Here is a 20,086-nt window from a genome sequence, read left to right as displayed (position 1 = left end):
ATCCTTTCAGATTGAGAGATTTGCTTGAATCTATAATATAGAAAAGTAAGAGATGGATTTATTGATGAGATCGGCGGTGTCTGGTTCCGGGCAACTGTGTTTCTGCTGGGAGGCACTGGATAAAGCTTTGGAAGGTTTGTAGTAGAGCCGTTCACTTCTGGAATTGCTCCCCCCTGCTGCAACACTGTACAGACGCCCTTGCTGAATATGCCCTGCCAAGGATTTACCCTGGAGCTTGGCCTTTAAATCCTGCAAAGCACCCTGAACTAGCTCAAGCTTAACCTGCTCCCAATCTGAACCTTCGCGACGGACCTTATCCAGCGCTTCCTCAAGACGGCAATGACAGATAGCCCGTAAAAAAGAACTCCATTTAATGAGATCGAAATTTTTGGTGTTGGCAGAGATCAGACAAGCCCCCCAACTGCAGCCTCCCTTACAGGTGAGCTTCAGAATACCATAACGGCAGCCTTCAGCCCCTTCCATTCCATAGTGAATAGGCTCGGGTTCATCCAATACAAATACTTCAATGCGGGATAGTCTGCGCTGGTCCATAGTAGGGTTCCTCCTTAGATTTCCAAAAGCTTTAAGTCTACATGATGAGTGACACTAGCCTTTTCTACACAAGCGAGCATTTCCATTTTATTCTCACAGACTGCGGTATGCTCTAGCCATAGTCGGAACTTCTCTTTTCGTATAACAGATAGATGTAAGGGAAAGGTGCTGCGGGATCTCAAGACATACCAACCGGCGCTTACATCTTTCCAAGGCTCCTTGAAGGCTGTAAACCACGGGAGCTTTTGGTGTGATGACCAATCCTGCTGCTGCTGTTGTTCTCGAATTTTTTTATATATCTCATATACAATCTTAGAGTCTAAACAGTCTTTACAAGAAGAAGGTGTGCTGAACTGGCGAAGGGCTTGGATCTGGTTCTGGCCAAATGCATAGCCTACAATGTACCTGTGATTATGTTCTTCGAACCACAAGGCCCCGAAACAAACGTAATTTAGACTTATCGGCTCAAGCAGCCCTTGATGTATCCCTAAATAATAGTGCTTCAAAACATTCACCCCATCCAGCGTGCTATCACCTAATAAGCTCAGGTAACGCAAAAACCGCAGCAAGAGGAGGACCTCTGCTGCGGTTTTGGATTACAGGCAGATATACCTGGGCCAAAGCGTGGCGGATCAAGGGTCTCTCTCTTTACGCTTACGAGGTTAGCTGTCGGATTCGGACGGTGAGAGTCGCCCTACCTATTGAGACTTATGCAGTCTCCTTTGGATTCACCCCAAGTAGGCCAGGTGGCCTGATGGTTCCCCCGTTCCCTGCAATGCAGGAACTCAGCGTTGATTGTTTTTCATGAATTGGATTCAACCCGAATCATACTCTTTTCAAGATTTTCTGTAAAAAACGGAAAATGTTCTTTTAGAGCAATTTTAACCATATCCTGCCGACTACGACTGAAAAACGAGGTAAATAGGTATTTATGGCGTGTTATCGCGCCTCTTTCTCGTTCAGCCTCAGCTTCTTGCGTTTCTACCTATAATGGGAATTTGCAGTATTTTCGCTCTAAAAAGGTGAATAAAATCACATGGGTTATAGATAGCGATTAAACGCTCCAAACTCGAGTAAACAAGAGATATAGAGAGATTAGATATCAAGTAAGCGCTATCTAATGGGAAAATAGTTTTTAATTTGCATTATTTTGGCATCATTCAGGTTTTACAAGTCTTCGTGCATAAGAGTATGATTACTCCTGTTTCAACGACAATCGAATATTTGATCCGCTTAATTTCCGATAAGGAAAGCGGGGGAACCAACAATCGGCAGCCGATGTGAGAGTCGGAAGCCGATTATGGGGTGAATCCTGTAGAGGGTGTGAGTGAGCTCGCATCTATACAGGTAGGGCGACTCTCACCGCCCGAATCCGACAGCTAACCTCGTAAGCGTATGGAGAGAGGATGAGTGCAATGTGACCGCTAGCGAGCCACAGAGGAGATCCTTTGTGGCTTTTTGCTGTGCTCTTAGAAGCAAAGCATTTATGGAGGCCTCCCCTAAGAGGTCGCTAAATTCATCATTAGCGGTATTTGTAAGGCAGCGTCTAATGACGTGACACAACCGAGCTTTAGGTTGTGCCCGAAAATGACGATAGGTCAACATCCTTTCGGAGATTTTCGTTGCCTCCTTGTTGTAAATGAGCAGGAGGAGAAAAAAAGATGACGGATCAGAATGAATATGTGCTTGTATGTGCGCCTACAAAGGCGGGAGAACATTTCATTAAACTTCTGAAGTTCAGGGGTATTAAGATGGCGGGATTAACCAACAATGTGGCTGAGAAAGCTTTACTTGAGGAGCTCGGGATTGAGCAGGTTATTCTTGTGGATACCCGCCATCAGAGCACTTGGTTTCGCCCATCGTTCCCGGTAGGCAGGGTATATCTGTTTGAGAGCAGCTTTCCGCTTTGCTGCCGCTATATTCAGATGTGCCGTACCTGGACGACACAGCCGATTTTTGTGATTACAAGTTCAATAAATCCTAGATTGGTCTATAAAAGACTTGGTGCGAGCTATGTAATCTATTCCCATAGTGGTGATGCTGATTTTCTAATCGATAGATCACCTCATCAAGGATAATGGAAGGAGTGCGGAAGATATGATGGATCTGTATATGGTGGCTTCGTTAGCTGTAATTTACGGGTTATTTTATGGCTTTATGCGCTGGTGCGCAGGTGTAGTTGAGGATACGGGGAGGGATAAGCTGTGATTCTAGTAATCGCTGTTACCCTACTGTTGTTTATATATCTGGTTTACGCGTTGATTCATCCTGAGAAATTTTAAGGAGGGGCATTCATGGGCATTTTGCAAATAGTCGTCGTAATTGTAATTCTCATCTTGCTGGTCAAGCCGATGGGAACTTATTTATATCATGTATTTTCTAACGAACCGAATCGTACGGATCGCTGGTTTGCAGGCACAGAGAAAGGTATTTATAAGCTGATCGGCCTGAAAAAACGGGACGGAATGTCCTGGAAGAAGTATGCACTCAGCTTTGTTTTAACTAATATCGTACTGGTTGCTTTCAGTTATATTTTTCTGAGATTACAGCGGGGATTGCCGCTGAACCCGAATGGAATTGCCGATATGGAACAGACGCTTTCATTCAATACGGTGATCAGCTTTATGACCAATACGAACCTGCAGCATTATAGCGGGGAGACGGGACTATCGTATTTTTCACAAATGGCAGTCATCACGATGATGATGTTCACGTCTGCAGCGAGCGGATTTTCTGTTGCGGTTGCTTTTGTCAGAGGGATTACAGGACAGAAATCAGTCGGGAACTTTTTCGAGGACTTCGTAAAAGCACATATTCGTGTATTCATTCCATTAGCTCTGCTAGTTTCATTGGTGCTGGTAGGATTGCATGTGCCACAAACGCTCAAGCCATCGCTTGAGGTCACTACACTTGAAGGCCAGACGCAACAAATCGCTATCGGTCCAGTCGCTTCTTTGGAATCAATTAAACACTTAGGTACGAATGGTGGCGGCTTCTTCGGAGCCAATTCAGCACATCCTTTTGAGAACCCTAATCCACTTACGAACGTTCTGGAGATTCTCTCTATGTGGATGCTGCCAGCCTCTTTGCCATATATGTACGGGTTGTTCGCTAAGAACAAACGTCAGGGCTGGGTGATTTTCACAGCAATGATGACCTTGTTCGTACTACTGCTAGGATTGAATTATTATGCGGAAACCAAAGGCAATCCAGCTATCAATGCGCTGGGGATTGAGTCTTCGCAAGGCAGCATGGAAGGTAAAGAGGTACGTTTTGGTATCCCGCAATCTTCGCTGTTCACTTCGGTAACAACGGCAGCTACGACAGGTAGTGTTAACAATATGCATGATACGCTGACACCGCTAGGTGGCATTACCCCTCTGGCCCTAATGATGCTCAACAACGTCTTTGGGGGAAAAGGTGTCGGACTAATCAATATGCTGATGTATGCCATCATGGGTGTCTTCTTATGTGGACTAATGGTTGGCAGAACACCAGAGTTTCTCGGGCGAAAGATAGAAGCCAAGGAGATGAAGCTAATTGCGATTGCTATCCTTGTGCATCCGTTCATTATCCTTGTACCAACAGCAGGTGCGTTCTTAACGGACTTGGGCAACGGTTCCATCACGAATCCCGGATTCCATGGACTTAGCCAAGTGTTATATGAATATGTCTCTTCTGCCGCGAACAATGGTTCAGGATTTGAAGGGCTTGCGGACAACACCACCTTTTGGAATGTTACAACCGGGATCGTAATGCTGCTTGGCCGTTATGTCTCTATAATCGCGATGCTGGCAGTTGCAGGCTCACTGATCCAGAAGAAGCCAGTTCCTGAGACGATTGGCACATTCCGCACAGACAATGGTCTGTTCACCGGAATTCTGATTGGTACCGTTGTAATTATCGGGGCTCTGACGTTTCTGCCGGTCATTGTGCTCGGCCCGATTGCAGAATATTTGACCTTACGGTAGGAAGAGGGAGAACAAGATGAGTACTGTAAAAAGAAAAAAGCTGCTGACGGGACCCATACTCCTAAGCGCTGTAAAGGATAGCTTTATTAAGCTTAACCCGGTGACGTTAATCAAAAATCCGGTCATGTTCGTAGTCGAAATCGGTACGATTATTGTATTGCTTATGGTACTGGCCCCCGGATATTTTAATGCAGAGAAATCGGTAGGCTTCAATATCACAGTGTTGTTCATTCTGCTATTCACAGTGCTGTTTGCCAACTTCGCTGAAGCGCTGGCTGAAGGCCGCGGGAAAGCCCAGGCGGATTCACTCAAGAAAACGAAACAGGATATCACAGCTAACAAACTCGTTGGAGGGTCTGTGAAGACCGTTTCTTCTTCCGAGCTTCGTAAAGGAGATATCGTCATCGTCAGTCAGGGAGAACTTATCCCTGGCGATGGTGAAGTAATTGAAGGGCTGGCCTCCGTAGATGAATCGGCAATTACAGGTGAATCTGCACCTGTTATTAAGGAAGCTGGCGGAGATTTCGGCTCAGTCACAGGCGGCACCCGGGTAGTCAGTGATGAGATTAAAGTCAAAATTACCAGTGATCCCGGTGAGTCATTCCTGGATCGGATGATCTCCCTCGTTGAAGGGGCGAAACGTCAAAAGACACCCAATGAAATTGCACTAAATACACTCTTGATCAGTCTGACGTTGATTTTCCTGATTGTAGTAGTGACCTTGCGGCCTATTGCGACTTATCTGGGCGTTGATCTAGATATTCCTGTTATGATCGCTTTGCTGGTCTGTCTGATCCCGACCACAATCGGGGGACTGCTCTCCGCTATCGGGATAGCAGGGATGGACCGCGTCACACAGTTTAATGTCCTTGCTATGTCAGGGAAGGCCGTTGAAGCTGCCGGCGACATTAATACAATGATTCTAGATAAGACCGGTACGATTACTTTCGGAAACCGGATGGCGAGTGATTTTGTGCCTGTTGGAGATGAAACGGAAGCTGAGCTTACGGCTTGGGCAGCTATTAGTTCGCTAAAGGATGAGACTCCGGAAGGACGTTCGGTTATTGAGCTGGCTAAGAAGCTGGAGCGCAGCTATGACAGCAAACTTGCTGAAGGCGGAGAGTTCGTAGAGTTTAAGGCTGAGACCCGGATGAGTGGTATAGATCTACTTGATGGACGATCTGTTCGTAAAGGGGCAGTCGATTCCGTGAAGAAATGGGTACAGTCGAAGGGCGGAGTCATTCCCGCGAACCTCGACAGTAATTCCGATGCTATCGCTCGGATGGGGGGGACCCCGCTTGCTGTTGCGGTAGACAACCGGATTTATGGACTTATTTACTTAAAGGATACGGTTAAGCCAGGGATGAAAGAGCGGTTTGATGAGCTGCGAAAAATGGGAATCAAGACTATCATGTGTACAGGGGACAATCCGCTGACCGCAGCTACTATTGCCCGTGAAGCAGGGGTAGATGATTTTATTGCAGAGAGTACACCTGAGGATAAAATAGCGGTTATCCGCCGTGAGCAGAACGAAGGCAAGCTGGTGGCAATGACTGGTGATGGTACGAATGACGCACCTGCCCTTGCCCAAGCTGATGTGGGCTTAGCGATGAACAGTGGGACTACAGCCGCTAAGGAAGCAGCAAACATGGTTGATCTGGACTCCGATCCCTCGAAGATCATTGAGGTTGTAGCTATTGGTAAACAGCTACTGATGACGCGGGGCGCGTTGACAACGTTCAGTATTGCGAATGATATCGCTAAATACTTCGCAATTATTCCGGCAATGTTCATGCTCGCCATTCCCGAAATGGAAGCCCTGAATGTCATGGGATTGGGTTCACCTAGCTCGGCAATTATATCTGCATTAATATTTAATGCGATTATTATTCCGCTGCTGATCCCATTGGCTATGAAAGGTGTCTCGTATAAAGCGATGAGTTCTACGAAGCTGCTGGGACGTAATATTTTTATCTATGGTTTAGGTGGAGTAGTCGTTCCTTTTGCGGGCATCAAGCTTATTGATTTGCTCGTAAGTGTATGGATATAACAACGGATTGACTAATCATTGAAAGGGTGAGAGCATCGTGAATAACAGAAAATCGAATGCGGACGCTGAAGAACAGTTGTCATCATCGAAGGGGGCTAATTTCTTTATTATATTACGGCTATGTCTAGTGTTTATTGTTCTTTGCGGAGTGATTTATCCTCTGACTACTACAGCGATTGCTCAAGTTCTGATGCCATCGCAAGCGAACGGCAGTCAGCTGAAGAATGACGCTGGAGTAGTTGTGGGCTCAGAACTCATCGGGCAAAGCTTTACGGACCCGGCATTATTCCATGGCCGTGTATCCAGCATTGATTATAAAGCGGAAGCCTCAGGCTCCAATAACTACGGCCCATCCAACCCGGATATGCTGCAGCGGACGAAGGATTCCATCACACAGTGGCAGCTTGATAATCCGGATGTGCCTGTAAACAAGCTGCCGGTTGATTTAGTAACCAACTCGGGTTCAGGTCTTGATCCGCATATCACTCCTGCGTCGGCAATTGTGCAGATTCCCCGGATCAGTAATTTGACTGGGATTCCAGCCGCGCAGCTGGAAGAGCTAGTGAATAAGCAGACCGAAGGTCGCGATCTAGGGCTGTTTGGTGAAAAGCGGGTAAATGTTCTGAAGCTGAACATGGAGCTGCAGAAATTAACGAACAAATAAATATAGCTAATATCCCTGCCCGATTGTTCAAACTGGGTCAGGGATATCTTGCTTTCTGGCATAGAAGAGTGAATGGGTGAACGGGTTATTAAGGAGTGGTCTTGATGGGAACATATCGGAGGAAGACGCCGGAGGAACTGCTGCTCTCTATTTATGAGCTGCATCGTGGACGTCTGAAGATCTATATAGGTCCGGTCAGTGGATCAGGCAAGACCTATCAGATGCTGCGTGAGGGTCAGGCGCTGAAAGCACAGGGCATCGATGTTGTAATCTGTGCGGTTTCAACCAACCAAAGTCCAGAAACAAGGGATCAGCTGGGTGACTTGGAACGGATTCCAAGTATTCATTGGTTTCAGAAGGAGATCGAGAAGAAGGATCTGGACGTGGAGGCCATTGTGGCGCGTAATCCAGAGGTTGTACTGACCGATGGATTGGCTCATCATAATCGCGAGGGTGCGGAGAGATCGACTAGGCTGGAGGATATCAAATATTTATTGGGCTGTGGAATTAGTGTCATCACAACTGTAAACGTATACGAGCTGGAAGGCGCAGCAGATCTTGCGCGGAAGTGGACGGGGATTGAGGTGGAATATTCCTTGCCTGCGGAAGTGCTCACCCTTGCAGATGATATCGTTCTAATTGATGTGACTCCGGAAAAGATACTTCAACGTTTGTCCGAAGGACATTTGGGCAAGAAGCAGCGGACTTCGCTTTTTAACAAAGGGAATCTAAGCAAGCTGCGGGAGCTGGCGCTGAGAATGGTTGCGGAGGATGTTAATGGTTCGCTGGAGAAGCATCGGGAGGAGCAAGGATTGCTGGGGGCTTCGGGGATTGCCGAAAAAGTGTTGGTGTCCGCACAGTATTATTGGAATGGCTCGATTCATATCCGCCGTGGGCAGCAAATCGCTAAACGGTTAAACGGAGATCTGGCGGTGGTATCCTTCTGGAAGCAGGGCCTGACGCCCTCTAAGGAAGCAGCAACCTTCAAGCGATCCCTATGGAAGCTGACTGAGAAGATTGGGGCCTCGATGGAGGAGATTTCTTTTCGCTCGAAGAGGGAGATTCCGGGACTTCTAGTGAAATACGCCATCCAGCATAATATTACCCGTATCGTTATGGGTCACTCTAAGCAAACGGCGTGGCAGGAGCTGTGGAAGGGTTCGATTGCTAACTCATTGTTAAAGCAAATCCGTGGAGTAGATGTGTTTTTCGTGGCTGATCGTGCTGAGCGTGAGGGAGAACGTGTTCTTCCTACCCGGCAGAGCCGAAATGAGCGGAAAGCTGATGCCTATCACAGATTAAGCACTCAGGAAGTAAAGGATAAAATCGATGCGATTCGTGGGGGCACATTTAAAGTGTACATTGGTGCTGCTCCCGGGGTGGGCAAGACTTATAAGATGCTGCGAGAAGGAAATGATCTCTTAAAGAGAGGGATCGATGTTGTTATTGGACTACTAGAAACGCATGGACGTAAAGAAACCCTTGAACAGATCGGTGATCTGGAGATCCTTCCGCGACTGAGCATTGACTATCGGGGGACTGTCCTTGAGGAAATGGATACGGCAGCTATTATTAAGCGTAATCCGGAGGTCGTACTGGTAGATGAACTGGCACATACCAATATGCCGGGCAGCAAGCATAAGAAGCGGTATATGGATGTTATGGAGTTATTGGATGCGGGGATCTCTGTAATCTCCACAGTGAATGTTCAGCATTTAGAAAGCTTGAATGATGCAGTAGAACAAATTACCGGAGTTAGAGTTAGAGAGACTTTCCCGGACAGCATTCTGCAACGGGCCGACGAAGTTGAACTTATCGATGTATCCCCCAAAACACTGCAAGAGCGGATGAAGGATGGAAAAATATATGCGATGACCAAAGTGGATCAGGCGCTGGGTGCTTTTTTCAAAATCGGCAATCTAATCGCCCTCCGTGAACTGGCGCTGCGGGAAATTGCTGATGATGTGGATGAACGTCTGGAGGCCTGGGAACGTGTCGGGTCGCTGCGGGGACCTTGGCGGCGGCAGGAAGTGATCTATGTGTGCATCACCTTAGGAGATCATGCGGAACGTCTGATTCGGCGCGGTTTTAGGATTGCCTATCGTCTAAAAGCTTGCTGGTATGTTACGTACGTACAGGAATATAAGCAGAGCGGGCCTTCTTACGATAAACGAATTAATGATTTGAAAGAATTGACGGAACGACTGGGTGGAACGTTTAAGATGATTCCTAACGTGCTCCCGGCACGAGTGTCTTCCTTGCTGCTTGAAAGGTCTCAAGCCTTACAGAGCACACAGATTATTATCGGCCAGTCCCAACGCTCATGGGTGCGCAAATGGCTACGCGGGGATGTCACTAAACAGATTTTGCGTTCGGCCAGAAATGTAGATGTACTGGTCGTGGCAAATCTTATGCGTGAGGAACCCTAAGCTTTAGAACAATGAAAAAAAGGGATTCCTTGCCGAGTGGCTGCTGGAATCCCCTTTTTTGTAAGCATATATCAAGTGCTAAATAATTAAACGAATGAATTACTGAGCAGCTTCGAGAAGTGCTTTCAGCTCGGGAAGATTGAATCCTTTGGTGGCGTGATCCCCTGCTACAGTAACAGGAACACCCATGAAACCAAGCTTTTCGACTTCCTCTTGATAGACGGTGCTAGTCATAACATCTCTTACTTCAAAAGGGATACCTTGCTCCGTAAGATATTGTTTGACCAGATTACAGTCGCTGCAGCCTGCTGTTGAATAAACAATCACTTGCTGGCTCATTGGTTCACAGCCTCTTTGATAGCATCTCTTGTGATCTTCCAGTGGGAAGTGTTCCAGCGGACCTCAGTATCCTCAAGCAGGAAGAGCTGTGGAGATTCATGCTTAATCCCGAAATCCTCGGCAATTTGATTGGAAACTGGACGATCCTCGATGACTAGAACTACTGCTGCTGCAGTATCCGCATCCTTTAGATAAGCCTGGAATTCTTCATTAGCTTTGGCGCTAATCGGGCAGGTAGTGCTGTGTTTGAACAGCAGCTTCTTGCCAGGTTTAGCCACATACTGCTCAAGATCTTCCAATGTATGAAGTTGTTGAATAGACATAGATATCACCCTCCTGGGATCGTTATTTTACTAACCATTGTGTTGTTAACAACCTGTAATCATGATTGTAACATATATTAAATTTAAAACAAAAAGGATTCTGGAGCAGCTAATCCAAGGATGACTAAACCCTCATTTTAGCGCGTTGAAAAAAAGGGGATGGCATGCTAAGGTGAAAGGAAGACAACTTGCTTCAATAATCCTTACTAGGTAGGAGTGTTGATAAGAATGAACAGAGTTGCATGTGTGACTGGAGCTGATCGGGGTCTCGGATTGTCTCTTGTGCACTCTCTTTTAGAGAAACAGTTCTCAGTATTTGCTGGACAATACATGAGAGATACAGATGAACTGAAAGCGCTTAAAGAGGAGTATCCGGAACAGCTGGAACTTATTCCACTCGATATTGGTAGTAAGGACAGTGTAAAGCAGGCAGCAAGGGCTATCGCCAGCAGAACGGGGCATGTTGATATTCTTATTAATAATGCCGGAATTATTCATTCCGCAGATGATGCTACGATGCTGGTGGATATGGATGATGAGGGCATGGCGGAGATTTATAATGTGAATACGCTAGGCGCGTTGAGAGTCAGCAATGCACTTATGGGACTTTTATTGCAAAGTAAGGATAAATTGATTGTTAATATTTCTTCGGAAGCGGGCAGCATTGGCAGAAATAAACGTATTAATATGTACGGCTACTGCATGTCTAAGGCGGCTCTCAATATGCAATCCTCCCTGATGCACAATCATCTAAAGACGCTTGGGGGTCAAGTGATGGTGTTTCACCCCGGCTGGATGAAGACTTATATGCATGGCGAAAAAAATGAGCAAGCGGATATTTCACCCGATGTGTCCGCAGACCAGATTATAAGTCAGGTTATGGAGTATAAAAAGCATCTAGGGGATGAGCCGGCCTATCTTGATGTGGATGGAAATACATGGCCTTGGTAGATGGGTTTCCGTAATCAAAAAAACTACACGAAGAAAGGCGATGATAGGATGTCTACACTAAAAGCACTGGCACTCGGAAGTTATTCGGAGGTTAAATATCACCCATTTGCGGGAGTAGACCGGGAGATTGAGCAGATCCTTGCCAATGACCTGCAGGTATTCTCCTCGGAGGATTATGGGCTGCTTAATAAAGAAACATTATCTGACTACAAGCTGGTGATCTCTTATACCGAATTCTCCGATGATAAAATACCGGCGGAACAAAGCAGCGCATTGCTCTCCTATGTGGCTAACGGTGGTGGATTACTAGTGGTACATAACGGAATCTCCTTACAGCGTAATCAGGAGCTAGGCGCTATGCTGGGAGCGCATTTCACTCATCATCCAGAATTCACTTCGCTCCAGATGTCTATACCGGCACGGGAGCATCCCATTATGCAGGGGATCGAAGAATTTGTGATCGATGATGAGCCTTATTATTTTGAGCAGCATCCCTATTTCGAAACAACTGTGCTTATGGAATATCCTCATGATGGGGCAATGAGGCAGGCGGCTTGGTGCCATGAATTTGGTCTAGGCCGGGTTGTTTATTTAATGCCTGGTCATCATTTGCCGTCATTTTCCGTAGAGCCCTTTCGCCAGATGATTCGTAGAGGTGGACTTTGGGCGGCGGGATTATTGTAGGATATAAGCGGATATACCTGTTGTAACATAAAACACGAGTCCAACTGCGGGTTAGCTGCGGTTGGATTTTTTTTGTTGACTCTAACATTGGTGTCAGGGTTTATACTGGTGTAGAACAATTCTCATGAACCCCGGGGAGAATGCTATGAAAATAGGTGAGCTTGCTAAACTGACGGGCGTAAGCGTCCGTTCACTTCGTTACTATGAGAGTCAAGGATTAATCTCGCCGATCCGTCAGGCCAACGGATATCGGGAGTATTCTTCACTTGCTGTAGAGACGGTAGAAACGATTAAACTATATTTGAACCTGGGTCTGTCGACAGAGCAGATCGCGGGCTTTCTACATTGTGTCTTGAAGAACAAAGAAGCTTTCTGCGCAGAAGTGATGCCACTATACCGCAGTAAATTGGAAGATATTGAACGTCAGCTTGTAGAGCTGAATCAGATCAAGAGGAATTTGGAAGAACGAATGGCATCTATTCTGCAGGAGCAGGATGAGAGCAAGCTGGGCACGTGTACACTGGAGAACTTGGAATAGTACTGTTGGTGTTGAAAAATATGAGGAGGAATGGCAAATGTCTATTATAAATGCCGATAGTGCGGATTGGGTGCGGTCAGAAATACGTGGTGGAGGAACGGTACTGGTGGATTATGGTGCGCCATGGTGCCCCCCTTGTAAGGTGCTGCTGCCTGTTCTGGAAGATCTTCACCAGGAATATGGAGACGATGTTTCTATTGTTAAGGTGAATTGTGATGAACTGCCGGATTTGGCTGGAGAAGCGGGTGTTATGGGGATGCCTACAGTCATTGTATATAAAGAGGGGCAGCCCGTGGAAAAGCTGGTCGGTCTGCGTCCGAAAGCAGCTTACCAAGGCATACTGAACAAGGTTCTTCAAGCATAAGGCAATAATTTAAAGATGAAATTAGGGAGACTCCATATTGTGGGGTCTTTTTTGCGTGCATGATTTACCCATCTTCGGTAAAAAATACGAACACAGTTATAAAGGAGGTGAAGAGAGTGTGGAATATTATTCTAGAGATAATTCCTAAATGGAGCGTGATTTTCCAAGCTATTATGATCTTTTTCGTTCCGTTTATTCTAATCCGGATGATGAGTTGGGCTAATGTAAAGGAAGATACGATAAGTACTAGAGCAACAAAAGCTGCCGGCAGCATAGGCGGGGGTATTCCTTACGGAGAAGCATCTCTAGGTTCTAGCAATACGAAAAAGGTTACTAAGGCGGACGATTCCGTTGGAATCAGTGAAGAATCTCCTACAGGAGCAAACTATAGCGGTCAATTTCGGGAGGATTTGCAAAGATTTAAAGAGATGAGCACAGATATGCATGATGTGAGTTTTCGGGAGTTGCGTATCGGAGGTATAAAGCTGCAAGCGGCCCTTATATTTGTAGATGGACTGACAGATAAAGATAAAATGGATCGGAATATTCTGAAGCCTTTAATGGATGCCTATAAGGTTTTTAAAGATCCCCATACGATACCGGAAGCAAAGGATCTAAAAGATATTCTCATTCATGAGATCGTGCTTATTTCGGAAGTTGAGTTTACGGATAATGTGAAGCTCTCCCTTCAAAAGGTATTGTTCGGCTCTGTAGTGCTGTTAGTAGAAGGGATACCGGAGGCTATTGTGCTCAGCACCCCGAAGGGGAACACAAGAGGGATAGAGGAGCCTGAATCAGAAGCTGTCTTGCGGGGATCTCGAAGCGGATTTAATGAGACGTTAAGTGATAACACGGCATTACTGCGCCGACATGGGCAAAGCACAGAGCTAGCCATGATTTCTTTTACTGTAGGAAAGAGGATGAAGAAGGATCTGGTTCTAACTTATATCAAAGATATCGCGAATGATGAACTTGTCGAAGAAGTCAAACGAAGAATTAGGACGATTGATATAGATGATGTGCAAGAATCTGGTTATGTGGAGCAATTAATCGAAGATAATAGCTTCACGCCATTCCAGCAGATTCAGAATACGGAAAGACCTGACCGCGTAATGGCGGCGTTATTGGAAGGGAGAGTAGCTATCCTGCTGGATGGCACACCCTTTGCCTTGATCATGCCCGTGTCCTTCGGGATGCTGTTGCAATCCCCAGAGGATTATTACGATCGGTGGATGGTGGGGTCGTTGGTGCGCTTACTGCGTTTTCTCGCCGCATTGATATCAATGTTTGCACCGGCACTATATATTTCCTTCCTCTCCTTTCAGCCGGGATTGATTCCGACAAAGTTGGCCATTTCAATCATCAGCTCCCGCCAAGGTGTACCTTTTTCGGTATTAATCGAAGCTTTGATCATGGAGACCTCAATCGAAATATTACGGGAGGCCGGACTCCGGCTGCCTAAACCTATCGGTCCTGCGATGGGGATTGTTGGCGGTCTAATCATCGGCCAAGCCGCGGTAGAAGCGGGAATTGTGAGTCCAATTCTAGTCATCGTTGTTTCAGTTACAGCAATCTCCTCCTTCACCATCCCTATGTATAGTGCGGGAATGACGCTGCGTATGCTCCGTTTTGTAGCTATGTTTTTTGCAGCAGTCTTTGGATTATATGGAGTTGTATTATTTTTTCTTTTCCTGAGTGCCCATTTAATCAAGCTAAAAAGCTTTGGCATACCCTATCTTGGCATGTTTATACCGTATAAGACTAAGGATTGGAAAGATTTTATATTCCGTATGCCACTGCAATTTCTAACAGGCCGTCCTACGCTGTTGAAGCCGAAGGACCCCCGACGCAAAGGGTGAGAGATCTAAGTAAAGGAGGAAGAGAATATGAGTGCCGAGGTGAAGGATCGAATTACTGCTGTTCAAGCGACAATCATACTAGCCAATTATACTATTGCGGCAGGGATAATTACACTTCCTCGGACGATTGTAGAGGCTAGTGAAACTCCAGACGTGTGGATCTCCGTTTTTTTAGGGGGAGTAATTACCTTTTTAACAGGTTTAATTATAGTGAAACTTAGTCAACGGTTTCCAGGTCAAACTATCTTTCAATTTAGCGGGAAAATCATTGGCAAGCCACTTGGATTGATGCTCTCTATATTAGTGATTGTTTATTTTCTGTGTATAGCCAGTTTTGAAGCACGTTCCGTACAGGAAGTGACCTCTTTTTTTCTGCTGGAGGGAACGCCTCCTTGGGCTATTGTTGCCATATTTATTTGGATAGCCTTCTATTTATGCAGAGGAGGACTTAATGCCATCACTAGCATGTGTAGGTTGATTGTTCCGATTACTTGGACAGTTTTTGTTGGAGTATGCTTGCTTAGTATTGAAGTTTTCGATATCGATAATTTGCGGCCTTTCCTTGGAGATGGTTTAGGACCGGTATGGAAGGGCATCAGGCCGACCATTCTGACTTTTACTGCTGGTGAAGCGATGCTGTTCGTTGTTGCTTTTATGGATAAGCCACAAAAAGCAGTAAAGGTAATTATTGCTGGATCATGTATATCAACGTTCTTTTATCTTTTAGCCGTTGTAATGACTATTGGTGCGTTTTCTATAGATGGAGTGGTCACAAGAACTTGGCCATTTCTTGATCTAGTGCGAAGTTTTGAGGTGAATTATCTTATTTTTGAGAGGTTTGAATCGCTGCTGCTGGTAATCTGGATTATGCAAATTTTCTGCACCTTCTGCATCACTATTTATGCTGCTGCTTTGGGAGTTTCTCAAATATTTCATAAACGATTTAATAGCTGCTTATTGGCTATACTTCCAGTAGCCTATGTAGTTTCCAGAATGCCACCAAATGTGAATGCTCTATTTGCATTAGGGACAGTCGTAGGTAATTGGATGATCGTTTTATTTGGATTAATTCCATTGCCGCTGTTGATCATCGCACATTTCCGGAGGGCGGCTTCATGAAAAAATGGAGAGTGTCGATTACATTTCTTATAGTATGTATTCTGTTGACCGGTTGCTGGAGCAGTACACCAGTTGAGGAGTTAAGTATGGAGATTGGCGTTGCCCTGGACAGTGCGGAGGAGACAGGGGATGAGGAGGCAACCCAGCAAGGAGGCGGGGGGAATCCTATGCCTGCCCAAATAATGAGTACCTACCAGTTTACGATTCCTCAAGGCTCAGGAGGGTCAGGTATGAAGTCTGGGGCTTCCCCATCCTCAACCAGAAATTACTATAACATGAGTGAAGTAAGTGATTCGATGTTTGAAGCATTACGGGCACTTTCACTGCGTACTAGACGTACTCCAATCGGACATCACCTTAAGGTCATTGTGATCGGTGAGAAGCTTGCACGCTCTACCAAGTTTTCTGAGTTAATTGATTTCTTTAGCAGGGATAACGATATCCGTCCTAGTGTTCTACTATATGTCAGCAAGGGAAAAGCCAAAGATGTATTGGAAAATGCGCTGCCGGGCCAAACCCCTTCATTTGTATTAGAGGGGATTTTTGTGAATAGAAGTCGGAGCACGAGGATATGGGAGCCGGTTTCAATAGCTAAAGTAGCGGGTCCTTTGCATGGTAAAAGAAGTTTCATGTTGCAGAATGTAATTTCTTTAGAAAAAGAGAAGGAGACAAAGCTGGATGGAGCAGGCGTAATTAAAGGGAAAACGGGAAAGCTCGTTGGTTTTTTAGATGCATCGGAGCTGGAAGGAATGGTCTGGCTGACTGGAAAGGGAGAGGGGGGTGCTCTCAAAGCATACGACCCGTCTAACAATAAGCTCATTACCTATGAAATCAAATCCCTGGGTAGCAAGTATAAGGCCAATGTGAAGGATGGGAAGATCTCCTTTCATGTGAAAATAGAATCTACGGGGAGATATGGTGAGGCTTTTGCCAAGAGTGCAAAAAAGTTACATGACGGAATTGTAAAGGAGGATAAAGCAGTGCTGGAGAAGCATGTCTTAGACATGCTTCAGGTCACTGTGAAAAAAATGCAGAAGGAGCTGCATACAGAGGTTGCAGGTTTCGGCAACGCTTTGCGTATTCAACATCCAGCCGTATGGCGGAGCGTAGAGGATAACTGGGATGAAACCTTTAGCGAGATTCCGATTACCTATGAAGTGAAACTGAATATTGAAGAGTATGGTGCATCAGATACAACGGCTGAATAGAAAGGACCATTTGCAATGTTGTATGGAGCTACTTCGTTTGTGTCTGGATAGGAATGACATCATTATGATGCAGTGCATCGAGCACTTCATCCTTTAATTGCGACGTGAAGGCATTCCATGCTTTTTTACCGATGTCCAGCTCTTCACGTCCAATAGCATTCAGTGTTTCCAGCCATAGACGTTTGTCGTTAATCAGCCCAAGTTGATCTTGAATCTCCTTATAGATCTCCTCATGCGCATGAAATTTCTGATTTAACGCAAAATCGGCCGCACTCGCGGTATAACGCAGTTCCTTAGCAGCGATTCTTAGCTGGTGCAAAGCGTCGAAGGCTTCTTTAGATTCGGCATTGTCTTCATGGAAAATAGCTTTACAGGTTTTTTTCTTCTGCTCATAAGCGATCTCAAGCTCACGCATAACAACGTTAACATTCTTTTTGGCGGCTAGGGCTTCAAGCTGCTCGCTTAGGAAGGTCTTCCACTTTTCCTCGAGGTCTTCATTGATTAGTTCAGGCAGCTCCTTAGCGAGCTTCTTGCGGTAAGTTTTGCGCTTGTCCTTTTGGTACGCAATCACTGCCTTTAACAGGTCTGCAGTTTTGGAATCTCCGTTCTCCTTCGCCTGCTTGCGCTTGTTCTTGAAAGATTCTATTAGAACATCTGCATCTCTCACTTTACCTAATCTCTTTTGCGCTTTTTTGAAAATAGGGTACAGGCCTGAAGTGTGCCGCGGATCAAGAATGGATAATAGATTTAGCAGCTTACGGCAGTTCACTCTTGCCTGGTGGATATCTTCATCAGTGAATTTATTTAATGCGTCATGGCTGTAATCCCAAAAGTTGATATAAAGATGGTTAAGGGCTTGTTCCCATTGCTTTGTTTTGGTTAGCTGTCGTTCTTTGGTCAGCTTGTCTCCTGTCATGCAGCATCACTCCTTAACGTTTGGGATAGCATGAATTTAGGGCTTCCCCTATTATGCTCTGGGGCAAGTCCATTTACTATAAGAATAGCGTTATCATAACCTCATTTCAATTCTCTGCTCACAGCATGGAGACAGATCGGTTACAATATTACTATCATTATTTATACGGATAGGCTTGGATCTTTAGCTGGTAGAGAATAGCAGGTCTCGTGGCTCATATTCGGGAAAGAGGGGCTTTGGTGGATACTCGTGAGTATGATTCAATATTTAGTAAACTTCCTTCAGAAATGGGGCTCTTTCAACATCTGAGTGCAAGGGATGAGAGCAAAGGTACAGAAGCAGGGAGCTTAGAGGATATGCTGGTCCCGTTCGCTTTTGAGGAAACCTTATGCCGGGATGTTGGAGCGGGACTTATACCTCCTAGCTTACATCTGTGGAGTCATTCTGGTGGTGTGGCACTTGGACTTCGGGACAGTAAGCTACCGTGTGCAGCTCAGGCGATGCTTACGCTTGAGGCGCAAGGGATTAGAACGGCGGTTAGGCATTCCGGCGGGGCTGCGGTGCCTCTGGATGCAGGGATCATTAATATTTCTCTAGTTCTGCCCAAAGGACGTGGAAAGCTGGACTTTCATGATGACTTTAGGCTCTTGGCTGCTTTGATCACGGAAGCGGTTGCTATAAGTCATCCACAGGTTGCGGCGCAAATTGAGGCTGGTGAGATTGTTGGTTCTTACTGCCCTGGTGATTTCGATCTGGCCATTGGTGGCCGGAAGTTTTGTGGTATTGCTCAGCGTAGGCAGAACAATGCTTATTTTGTACATGCATTTGTTGTAGTTTCTGGCTCGGGACAAGAACGCGGTGAACAAATCCGCGATTTCTATGCGCGAGCCTCCGGAGGAGACTCCTCATTAGCTTATCCACGGGTTCGTCCAGAGACGATTGCTGGACTTGGTGAACTAGGTGGACCTGAAGTGGCAACAGTGTTTGTGGAGGGAATTATTCAGGCTTTAATTCATCGGGGAGTGTCCCTTAGACCATCCGGCATTTTGCAGCAAGAGACAGGATACAGCTTGGACTATGATGATCCACGTGTGCTCGATGCAACGCGGGTGCTTCGCGAGCGGTATTCCTGAGATCTAAGCATGGGTTGGAGTCTGTTAAAAAAGGACGTAACGGAAAGCTGGCTAGAGCCAGCCTACGTAACGTCTTTTTTAATATTCAACAATCACGCTCTTTTAATTATACAACTCAGGACGTCTGTCCGAAAAAATCGGAATTTGTTTCCTAATCTCACGCACCTGATGTAAATCGATCTCTCCGGTTAGAATTTGTTCCTCTTCAGAAGCCTCACACACAATATCTCCCCAAGGATCAATAATCATTGAATGCCCAGCAAAGATATTGGCAGGATCGCTGCCTGCACGGTTGCAGGCTACAACATAACATTGATTCTCGATGGCCCGGCTGATCAATAGCGCCCGCCAGTGGGACACTCTGGACAGTGGCCATTCAGCACAGACGAACAGGATTTCCGCCCCTTGTGCAGTATGGGCGCGAACCCACTCCGGAAAACGAATATCATAACAGATTAGCCCTGCACATAACGTTTCGTCTAATATAAATAGTCCTTTGGCTTCTCCCGGCTGCAGATACAAATGTTCATCCATCAGCTGGAACAAATGCAGCTTGCTGTATTGTCCGACGAGCTCACCTGATCGATTAAATACATACATACGATTAGTTACACCAGTATCATTTCGGCTAGCGACAGAACCAGCGATGATATTGATGCTATATTGTTTAGCTAAGCTGGAGATGAATTCCTTGGTAATTTCTCCTTCCGGATCGCCAATATCTTCTAAGCGAGTTAGATCATAACCAGTGGTCCATAGCTCAGGGAGAATCAGACAATCGGGGGCAGCGACAGCGGCTTCATTTATTTTCTGGGCAACAGCAGCATAATTCATAGTGGGATTGCCAAATGCTATATCCAGCTGAATCAGGGATATTCTCATAGGTATCCTCCTCTTTTGTTCAAGCGTATAGCACCGGATGAGGATAAGCAATGTTGATTTTTTACAAATGATTTGATATATTAGTTGACGGGTCAATGATTATG

20 protein-coding genes and 2 riboswitches are annotated in these 20,086 nt (G+C 45.8%); of the genes, 14 read left to right on the top strand and 6 right to left on the bottom strand.

Translation table 11 applies throughout. The features are described 5' to 3' along the window. Nucleotides 1-30: 30 nt before the first annotated feature. Nucleotides 31-552, bottom strand: coding sequence for a hypothetical protein (locus MKY14_RS24750; protein WP_076185177.1), 522 nt, complete (start codon nucleotides 550-552; stop codon nucleotides 31-33). 14 nt (nucleotides 553-566) lie between these two features. Then, nucleotides 567-1,121: a hypothetical protein gene (locus tag MKY14_RS24745; RefSeq protein ID WP_076124474.1), complete on the bottom strand. Its 555-nt coding sequence runs from the start codon at nucleotides 1,119-1,121 to the stop codon at nucleotides 567-569. Nucleotides 1,122-1,189: 68 nt separating this feature from the next. Continuing rightward, nucleotides 1,190-1,353, bottom strand: a riboswitch (cyclic di-AMP (ydaO/yuaA leader). Nucleotides 1,354-1,772: 419 nt separating this feature from the next. Continuing rightward, a riboswitch (cyclic di-AMP (ydaO/yuaA leader) is annotated at nucleotides 1,773-1,962 on the top strand. 251 nt (nucleotides 1,963-2,213) lie between these two features. On the opposite strand from MKY14_RS24745, the gene MKY14_RS24740 reads away from it, so the two are divergent. The 6 genes from MKY14_RS24740 to MKY14_RS24720 all read left to right on the top strand — a co-directional run bounded on the left by MKY14_RS24740 (nucleotide 2,214) and on the right by MKY14_RS24720 (nucleotide 9,666). Next, a complete protein-coding gene (locus tag MKY14_RS24740) occupies nucleotides 2,214-2,630 on the top strand; it encodes a hypothetical protein (RefSeq protein WP_076124472.1) in 417 nt (138 codons plus the stop codon). Nucleotides 2,631-2,756: 126 nt separating this feature from the next. Continuing rightward, nucleotides 2,757-2,834 (top strand): K(+)-transporting ATPase subunit F, encoded by a 78-nt coding sequence (kdpF, locus tag MKY14_RS30885; protein WP_076101420.1) that lies wholly within the window; start codon nucleotides 2,757-2,759, stop codon nucleotides 2,832-2,834. A 12-nt stretch (nucleotides 2,835-2,846) separates the two neighbouring features. Then, the gene (gene kdpA, locus MKY14_RS24735; RefSeq protein ID WP_076141854.1) at nucleotides 2,847-4,523 is read left to right on the top strand and encodes a potassium-transporting ATPase subunit KdpA; all 1,677 of its coding nucleotides are present in this window, start codon (nucleotides 2,847-2,849) and stop codon (nucleotides 4,521-4,523) included. A 16-nt stretch (nucleotides 4,524-4,539) separates the two neighbouring features. Next, a complete protein-coding gene (kdpB, locus tag MKY14_RS24730) occupies nucleotides 4,540-6,573 on the top strand; it encodes a potassium-transporting ATPase subunit KdpB (RefSeq protein WP_076124469.1) in 2,034 nt (677 codons plus the stop codon). 37 nt (nucleotides 6,574-6,610) lie between these two features. Then, entirely contained in the window at nucleotides 6,611-7,237 is a 627-nt protein-coding gene (kdpC, locus tag MKY14_RS24725) for a potassium-transporting ATPase subunit KdpC (protein WP_081383332.1), read from the top strand. Between the two features lie 104 nt (nucleotides 7,238-7,341). Next, nucleotides 7,342-9,666 (top strand): histidine kinase, encoded by a 2,325-nt coding sequence (locus MKY14_RS24720; protein WP_076185175.1) that lies wholly within the window; start codon nucleotides 7,342-7,344, stop codon nucleotides 9,664-9,666. 99 nt (nucleotides 9,667-9,765) lie between these two features. Here MKY14_RS24720 and MKY14_RS24715 read toward each other — a convergent pair whose 3' ends face one another. Continuing rightward, complete coding sequence (locus MKY14_RS24715) at nucleotides 9,766-10,005, bottom strand: glutaredoxin family protein (RefSeq protein WP_076124465.1); 240 nt, start codon at nucleotides 10,003-10,005, stop codon at nucleotides 9,766-9,768. After that, nucleotides 10,002-10,328 (bottom strand): bacillithiol system redox-active protein YtxJ, encoded by a 327-nt coding sequence (gene ytxJ / locus MKY14_RS24710; RefSeq protein WP_076302354.1) that lies wholly within the window; start codon nucleotides 10,326-10,328, stop codon nucleotides 10,002-10,004. The genes MKY14_RS24715 and ytxJ overlap by 4 nt, the downstream gene beginning before the upstream one ends. A 228-nt stretch (nucleotides 10,329-10,556) precedes the next feature. Between ytxJ and MKY14_RS24705 the strand changes: the two genes are divergently transcribed. The 7 genes from MKY14_RS24705 to MKY14_RS24675 all read left to right on the top strand — a co-directional run bounded on the left by MKY14_RS24705 (nucleotide 10,557) and on the right by MKY14_RS24675 (nucleotide 17,051). Beyond that, nucleotides 10,557-11,279: an SDR family NAD(P)-dependent oxidoreductase gene (locus MKY14_RS24705; protein ID WP_076124464.1), complete on the top strand. Its 723-nt coding sequence runs from the start codon at nucleotides 10,557-10,559 to the stop codon at nucleotides 11,277-11,279. 48 nt (nucleotides 11,280-11,327) lie between these two features. After that, nucleotides 11,328-11,963, top strand: coding sequence for a ThuA domain-containing protein (locus MKY14_RS24700; protein WP_076302355.1), 636 nt, complete (start codon nucleotides 11,328-11,330; stop codon nucleotides 11,961-11,963). A gap of 145 nt (nucleotides 11,964-12,108) precedes the next feature. Then, nucleotides 12,109-12,501 (top strand): MerR family transcriptional regulator, encoded by a 393-nt coding sequence (locus tag MKY14_RS24695; RefSeq protein ID WP_076276046.1) that lies wholly within the window; start codon nucleotides 12,109-12,111, stop codon nucleotides 12,499-12,501. Nucleotides 12,502-12,538: 37 nt separating this feature from the next. Next, nucleotides 12,539-12,865: a thioredoxin family protein gene (locus tag MKY14_RS24690; protein ID WP_076124458.1), complete on the top strand. Its 327-nt coding sequence runs from the start codon at nucleotides 12,539-12,541 to the stop codon at nucleotides 12,863-12,865. A gap of 116 nt (nucleotides 12,866-12,981) precedes the next feature. Beyond that, nucleotides 12,982-14,724, top strand: coding sequence for a spore germination protein (locus MKY14_RS24685; protein WP_076185169.1), 1,743 nt, complete (start codon nucleotides 12,982-12,984; stop codon nucleotides 14,722-14,724). 27 nt (nucleotides 14,725-14,751) lie between these two features. After that, nucleotides 14,752-15,843 (top strand): GerAB/ArcD/ProY family transporter, encoded by a 1,092-nt coding sequence (locus MKY14_RS24680; RefSeq protein ID WP_076302356.1) that lies wholly within the window; start codon nucleotides 14,752-14,754, stop codon nucleotides 15,841-15,843. Beyond that, nucleotides 15,840-17,051 carry a Ger(x)C family spore germination protein gene (locus MKY14_RS24675; RefSeq protein ID WP_076302357.1) on the top strand — a complete coding sequence of 404 codons (1,212 nt, stop codon included), beginning with the start codon at nucleotides 15,840-15,842 and terminating at the stop codon, nucleotides 17,049-17,051. Before MKY14_RS24680 ends, MKY14_RS24675 begins: the two co-directional genes overlap by 4 nt. Before the next feature lie 28 nt (nucleotides 17,052-17,079). Here the strand turns inward: MKY14_RS24675 and MKY14_RS24670 are convergent, their stop codons facing one another. Next, on the bottom strand, nucleotides 17,080-17,967 hold the full coding sequence (locus tag MKY14_RS24670; RefSeq protein ID WP_076302358.1) for a CHAD domain-containing protein: 888 nt from the start codon (nucleotides 17,965-17,967) through the stop codon (nucleotides 17,080-17,082). Between the two features lie 239 nt (nucleotides 17,968-18,206). On the opposite strand from MKY14_RS24670, the gene MKY14_RS24665 reads away from it, so the two are divergent. Continuing rightward, entirely contained in the window at nucleotides 18,207-19,100 is an 894-nt protein-coding gene (locus MKY14_RS24665; RefSeq protein WP_076302359.1) for a lipoate--protein ligase family protein, read from the top strand. A gap of 102 nt (nucleotides 19,101-19,202) precedes the next feature. Here MKY14_RS24665 and MKY14_RS24660 read toward each other — a convergent pair whose 3' ends face one another. After that, nucleotides 19,203-20,078, bottom strand: coding sequence for a carbon-nitrogen family hydrolase (locus MKY14_RS24660; protein ID WP_370510691.1), 876 nt, complete (start codon nucleotides 20,076-20,078; stop codon nucleotides 19,203-19,205). Nucleotides 20,079-20,086 lie beyond the last annotated feature (8 nt).

This window comes from Paenibacillus sp. FSL R5-0887 (genome assembly GCF_038002305.1).
In the GTDB taxonomy this organism is placed as follows: domain Bacteria; phylum Bacillota; class Bacilli; order Paenibacillales; family Paenibacillaceae; genus Paenibacillus_AQ; species Paenibacillus_AQ odorifer.
The sequence above is the reverse complement of the archived record's forward strand: the minus strand, read 5'-3'. Positions and strand labels throughout refer to the sequence as shown.